General features: G+C 31.5%; 8 protein-coding genes. All 8 read left to right on the forward strand.

The window, feature by feature from the left end; genetic code table 11:
* Positions 1-170 precede the first annotated feature (170 nt).
* The gene (locus HMPREF2629_RS06385) at positions 171-1,640 is read left to right on the forward strand and encodes a nicotinate phosphoribosyltransferase (protein ID WP_070813216.1); all 1,470 of its coding nucleotides are present in this window, start codon (positions 171-173) and stop codon (positions 1,638-1,640) included.
* A complete protein-coding gene (nadE, locus tag HMPREF2629_RS06390) occupies positions 1,633-2,469 on the forward strand; it encodes an ammonia-dependent NAD(+) synthetase (protein WP_054105544.1) in 837 nt (278 codons plus the stop codon). Before HMPREF2629_RS06385 ends, nadE begins: the two co-directional genes overlap by 8 nt.
* A gap of 110 nt (positions 2,470-2,579) precedes the next feature.
* Positions 2,580-3,185 carry a DUF2179 domain-containing protein gene (locus HMPREF2629_RS06395; protein WP_049413929.1) on the forward strand — a complete coding sequence of 202 codons (606 nt, stop codon included), beginning with the start codon at positions 2,580-2,582 and terminating at the stop codon, positions 3,183-3,185.
* Positions 3,166-3,348: an NETI motif-containing protein gene (locus tag HMPREF2629_RS06400; protein ID WP_002455112.1), complete on the forward strand. Its 183-nt coding sequence runs from the start codon at positions 3,166-3,168 to the stop codon at positions 3,346-3,348. Before HMPREF2629_RS06395 ends, HMPREF2629_RS06400 begins: the two co-directional genes overlap by 20 nt.
* 222 nt (positions 3,349-3,570) lie before the next feature.
* Positions 3,571-4,866: an adenylosuccinate lyase gene (gene purB / locus HMPREF2629_RS06405; RefSeq protein ID WP_054105543.1), complete on the forward strand. Its 1,296-nt coding sequence runs from the start codon at positions 3,571-3,573 to the stop codon at positions 4,864-4,866.
* A 104-nt stretch (positions 4,867-4,970) separates the two neighbouring features.
* Complete coding sequence (locus HMPREF2629_RS06410) at positions 4,971-5,273, forward strand: YerC/YecD family TrpR-related protein (protein ID WP_017175247.1); 303 nt, start codon at positions 4,971-4,973, stop codon at positions 5,271-5,273.
* 159 nt (positions 5,274-5,432) lie between these two features.
* Complete coding sequence (locus HMPREF2629_RS06415; RefSeq protein ID WP_017175246.1) at positions 5,433-6,125, forward strand: heptaprenylglyceryl phosphate synthase; 693 nt, start codon at positions 5,433-5,435, stop codon at positions 6,123-6,125.
* On the forward strand, positions 6,125-6,796 hold a 672-nt coding region (locus HMPREF2629_RS06420), incomplete at its 3' end, for a UvrD-helicase domain-containing protein (protein ID WP_176746868.1). The genes HMPREF2629_RS06415 and HMPREF2629_RS06420, both read left to right, overlap by 1 nt.

A 6,796-nucleotide genomic window follows, 5' to 3' on the forward strand; every position in this document is an offset into this window, starting at 1 on the left:
CCTCAATAGTATTATAAGCGAGTAACTGATATAACACATACAATAAATACTTATGTCATGAATTTGTCGAATTAAAAAAATTAATTTTTAAATTAAAGACTATTATCGAAAATACTCACTATTATTGAATTGTGATAAAATATACAAAAAGGTTGTTAGGAGAGATGAGGGTGTATCGTTACGAAGATGATAGTTTAATGTTACATAATGATTTATATCAAATAAATATGGCAGAAAGTTACTGGAATGATGGTATTCATGAAAGAAATGCAGTGTTTGATTTGTATTTCAGAAATATGCCATTTGGAAGTGGATATGCTGTTTTTAATGGGTTGAAAAGAATGATTCAATTTATAGAAAACTTCCATTTTAGTGATTCTGATATCGAATATTTACAATTAATAGGATATAAAAATGATTTTTTAAAATATCTTAAAAATTTGAAATTTACAGGGAATATTCGCGCGATGCAAGAAGGGGAATTGTGTTTTGGGAATGAACCATTATTACGAGTAGAAGCGCCATTAATTCAAGCTCAACTTATTGAAACAATTTTACTTAATATTGTAAATTTTCATACGCTTATTACAACGAAAGCTAGTAGAATTCGTCAAGTTGCACCACAAGATACGTTAATGGAATTTGGTACACGACGTGCACAAGAAATTGATGCCGCAGTTTGGGGAGCACGTGCAGCATATATTGGTGGGTTTGATTCAACAAGTAATGTCCGAGCAGGTAAATTATTTGGTATTCCAGTTTCCGGAACTCATGCTCATGCACTCGTTCAAACATATGGTGATGAGTATAAAGCATTTAAGATTTATGCAGAACGACATAAAAATTGTGTGTTTTTAGTAGATACGTTCCACACTTTAAAATCTGGGGTACCAACTGCAATTAAAGTTGCAAAAGAATTAGGAGATTCCATTAATTTTATAGGTATAAGATTAGATTCTGGTGACATTGCATATTTATCGAAAAAAGCTCGTCGTATGCTTGATGATGCAGGCTTTAAAGACGCAAAAATCATTGCTTCAAATGATTTAGATGAGCAAACAATTACCAGTTTAAAGGCACAAGGTGCAAAAGTAGATTCTTGGGGTGTAGGGACTAAATTGATCACGGGTTATGATCAACCAGCCTTAGGAGCAGTTTATAAACTTGTCGCTGTTGAAAATAATAAGGGTGAATATGTAGATCGTATCAAGCTATCAAATAATGCGGAAAAAGTTACTACGCCTGGTAAGAAAAAAGTATATCGTATTATTAATACTAAAACTGGCAAGGCTGAAGGTGACTATATCACGCTTGAACATGAAAATCCTAATAAAGAAAAACCATTAAAGATGTTCCATCCAGTTCATACTTATAAAATGAAACATGTTAAGCATTTTGAAGCGGTTGATTTACATCATTCAATTTTCGAAAATGGTAAGTTAGTTTATGACTTACCAAGTGAAAAAGAAACTCAAGATTATTTAAAACAATCATTATCACAATTGTGGGAAGAAAATAAACGTTATTTAAATCCACAAGAATATCCAGTAGATTTAAGCACAAGTTGTTGGAATAATAAACAAAAGCGCATTCTTGAAGTGGCAGAACATGTTAAGGAAATGGAGGAAGACAATGACTAATTTACAAGATATTGTAGTAAAAGAAATGAAAGTAAAAAAACATATTGATAGTCAACAAGAAATTCGTGAGATTATCCAATTTATAAAAAATTATGTTCAATCACATACATTTATTAAGTCATTAGTACTTGGTATATCTGGTGGTCAAGATTCTACACTTACTGGTAAATTAGCGCAATTAGCAGTTGAAGAACTCCGTAAAGAAGGAAGAGAATGTCAATTTATAGCAGTTAAACTTCCCTATGGTAAACAAATGGATGCTGATGAAGTAGAAGATGCACTTCATTTTATTCAACCTGATGAAGTGATTACAGTTAATATTAAACCGGCAGTAGATCAAAGTGTAGCATCATTGAAAGAAGCGGGTATTGAACTTACAGACTTCCAAAGAGGAAATGAAAAAGCAAGAGAGCGCATGAAAGTACAATTTTCTATTGCTTCAAATCGTAGTGGTATTGTTATAGGAACGGACCATTCAGCTGAAAATATCACAGGTTTTTATACTAAATACGGTGATGGTGCTGCAGATATTGCACCTATTTTTGGACTGGATAAACGCCAAGGTAGACAGCTTTTGGAATATTTAGAAGCGCCATCACATTTATATGAAAAAGTGCCTACTGCTGATTTAGAAGATGATAAACCCCAATTACCTGATGAGGAAGCATTAGGGGTAACTTATAATCAAATTGATGACTACTTAGAGGGCAAAGAAGTACCAAGTGATGCAAAAACAACGATAGAGAATCATTATGTTAAAAATGCACATAAAAGAGAATTGGCATATACTCGCTATACTTGGCCTAAACATTCATATACAAAAGAATAAATGAATACGTTAATAATTAAATGATTTAATTACTATTAGTTTTTAGTGACAAAATTATTTGTGACTGATAAAATTATTTCGAATTTTAGTTAAATGAAATGAGGAATAATATGTCAGTAATAACGTCAAATCCATGGATAATGGTATTAGCGATATTCATCATTAACGTTTTTTATGTTACATTTCTTACAATGCGCACAATTTTAACGTTAAAAGGATATCGTTATATGGCAGCAGTAGTAAGTTTTCTTGAAGTTTTAATATATGTTGTTGGATTAGGGCTAGTGATGTCTAGTTTAGATCAAATTCAAAATATTATTGCATATGCCTTTGGATTCTCAATAGGTATCATTGTTGGAATGAAAATTGAAGAAAAGCTTGCATTAGGCTATACAGTTGTAAACGTAACATCTGCAGAATACGAGCTCGATTTACCTAAAGAGTTACGAAATTTAGGTTATGGTGTTACTCACTATGAAGCACATGGTAGAGATGGAAGTCGAATGGTAATGCAAATTTTAACACCTAGACGTTATGAACGAAAATTAATGGAAACTGTTCGTAGTTTAGATGAAAAAGCATTTATCATTGCGTATGAACCTAGAGCCATTCACGGTGGATTCTGGACTAAAGGTGTTCGAACTAAAAAAGTAAAAGCATATGAAGTAGAAGAAATAGAAAGTGTTGTGGAACATAGTGAAATTCAAGGTAAATGAAAATGAAACTATTTCAGATTGTATTGCACGTATGAGAAAAGAAGGATACATGCCAGTCAGACGTATTGAAAAACCTGTTTACTTTGAAGATAAACAAGGAAATATAAAGATATTACGACAAGATATTCAATTTGTTGGTAAGAAAATCGAAAACGACATTTAATAACTGCTCATATATAGGTCTTTGACACTTTAGAAGTCAGAGACCTTTTAATATTTTTATAAAGTTCGTAAACCTATATTCAATTAGAATAAAAAATCTTTATACTTTTAGTATAGAATCTGTTAAACTATAAATATAGAGTTAAATACGAACTATTTTACTTAAAAACGATTTAATGTACAGCTTTTTATAAAAATAATTACATAAGATAGGAGTTTAATAATGATTGAACGTTATTCAAGAGAAGAAATGTCGAGTATTTGGACAGACCAAAATAGATATGAAGCATGGTTAGAAGTGGAGATTCTTGCTTGTGAAGCCTGGAGCGAATTAGGGTATATTCCTAAGGACGACGTAAAAAAAATTCGTGAAAATGCTAAAGTTGATGTCAATCGTGCAAAAGAAATTGAACAAGAAACACGTCATGATGTAGTAGCATTTACAAGACAAGTATCTGAAACACTTGGAGAAGAACGTAAATGGGTTCATTATGGATTAACTTCTACAGATGTTGTAGATACTGCATTAAGTTATGTAATTAAACAAGCGAATGAAATTATTGAAAAAGATATTGAACGCTTTATTAAAGTACTTGAAGAAAAAGCTAAAAAATACAAATATACATTAATGATGGGTCGTACACACGGTGTTCATGCTGAGCCAACTACTTTTGGCGTAAAAATGGCATTATGGTATACAGAAATGAAACGTAATTTAAAACGTTTTAAAGAGGTACGTAAAGAAATTGAAGTTGGGAAAATGAGTGGTGCAGTAGGAACATTTGCCAATATCCCTCCTGAAATTGAAAGTTACGTTTGTAAACATCTTGGAATTGACACAGCCCCTGTATCAACTCAAACACTTCAACGTGATCGTCATGCTTATTACATTGCAACTTTAGCGTTAATTGCGACATCATTAGAAAAATTTGCTGTAGAAGTTCGTAATTTACAAAAAACTGAAACGAGAGAAGTTGAAGAAGCATTTGCAAAAGGTCAAAAAGGATCATCAGCAATGCCGCATAAACGTAATCCAATCGGTTCAGAAAATATTACAGGTATTTCAAGAGTGATTCGTGGTTATATTACGACTGCTTATGAAAATGTCCCATTATGGCATGAACGAGACATTTCTCATTCTTCTGCAGAGCGAGTTATGTTACCAGATGTAACAATTGCTTTAGACTATGCTTTAAACAGATTTACTAATATTATCGACCGTTTAACAGTATTTGAAGATAATATGAGAAATAATATCAATAAAACATTTGGTCTTATTTTCTCACAACGCGTTTTACTTGCATTGATTAATAAAGGTATGGTTCGTGAAGAAGCATACGATAAAGTACAACCTAAAGCAATGAAATCTTGGGAAACTAAAACATCTTTCCGTGAACTTATAGAACAAGATTCAACCATTACAAATGTTTTATCTAAAGAAGAATTAGACGAGTGTTTTGATCCAAAACATCATTTGAACCAAGTTGATACCATTTTTAAACGTGCTAATTTAGAATAGTTTACTAATATAGTTTTAGTATTTTCAATTGAAATAACTACACTTTAATTAATTAATGCGTTAAAATATAGTTATATTTAATTTGAAAATAGGGGTTGCTTGAGATGCAAATTGAAAAATTAAGAGGAGAAGCATTGGATGAATTATTTGATGCTATCTTAACACTTAAAGATAGAGAAGAATGTTATCAATTCTTTGATGATTTATGTACAGTCAATGAAATTCAATCTTTATCTCAAAGACTTCAAGTTGCTAAAATGATAAAGCAAGGTTTTACTTATGCAACTATAGAAAAGAAATCTGGTGCATCAACAGCTACGATATCTAGAGTTAAACGCTCACTGCAATGGGGTAATGATGCGTATACAATGATTTTAGATAGATTAAATGTTGAAACAAAAGAATAAATAAAGAGAGACAATTGCTTAGCTAAAAATAGCAATTGTCTCTTTTTTGTGAATATAATTTTTACAATTTATACTAGTATAAACTTAGTGTATTGATTTAGAATTGCAAAGGTAAAAATGCTATAATTTAGTGTATGTTAAAAGAAGGAGTTATGGATAATGTATGACATTAGAAAGTGGCAGCATGTATTTAAACTTGATCCTGCCAAAGAGATTAGCGACGAAAATTTAGAAGCCTTATGTATGTCAGATACTGATGCCATCATGATTGGGGGGACAGACGATGTAACTGAAGATAATGTCATTCATCTTATGAGTAGAGTTAGAAGATATCCATTACCTTTAGTACTAGAGGTTTCAAATTTAGATAGCGTAATGCCTGGCTTTGACTTTTATTTTATACCTTCAATATTAAATAGTAATGATGTGACGTATCATAATGGTTTGCTTCATAAAGCATTAAAACAATATGGTCATATGATTAATTTTGAAGAAGTGATGCTTGAAGGGTATGTCGTTCTTAATCCAGATAGTAAAGTAGCCAAACTTACGCAATCAAATACTCAGTTAGATGTTGAAGATATTGAAGCTTATGCTCAACTCGTTGAAGAAATGTATAAGTTGCCAATTTTGTATTTAGAATATAGTGGTACATATGGAGATAAAGATATTGTAAAAGCCGCTTCCCAAATGTTAACCCATACACAATTATTTTATGGTGGCGGTATTAGTTCTTTAACTGAAGCTAAAGAAATGAAAAACTATGCCGATACAATTATTGTAGGTAATATTATATACTCAGATATTAAAAAAGCTTTAAAAACTGTAAAAATAAAGAAGGAGTCGAAATAATGAATTCTCTAGTAAGTAATATGAATAAAGAACAAAGTGAAGCAGTTAGAACGACAGAAGGTCCTCTGCTTATCATGGCTGGCGCAGGTTCAGGTAAAACAAGGGTGTTAACACATCGCATAGCCTACTTATTAGATGAAAAAGATGTGTCTCCGTATAACATTTTAGCTATTACCTTTACTAATAAAGCTGCAAAAGAAATGAAAGAGCGTGTGGAACACTTGGTTGGTGAAGAAGCTCAAGTGATTTGGATGTCAACGTTCCATTCAATGTGTGTAAAGATTTTAAGAAGAGATGCAGATCGTATTGGAATTGAACGCAACTTTACCATTATTGATCCAACTGATCAAAAATCTGTAATTAAAGATGTACTTAAAAATGAAAATATTGATAGTAAACGTTTTGAACCGAGAATGTTTATTGGTGCCATCAGTAATTTAAAAAATGAATTGAAAACGCCCGAAGATGCGATGAAAGAAGCAAATGATTTTCATTCACAAATGGTTGCAACAGTATATAGTGGATATCAACGTCAACTGTCTAGAAATGAAGCATTGGATTTTGATGATTTAATCATGAAAACGATTCGTTTATTTGAACGTGTACCAGATGCATTAGAATACTATCAAAATAAATTTCAATACATCCATGTAGATGAGTATCAAGATACA

The organism is Staphylococcus sp. HMSC034C12 (assembly GCF_001835895.1).
Lineage (GTDB): Bacteria > Bacillota > Bacilli > Staphylococcales > Staphylococcaceae > Staphylococcus > Staphylococcus hominis.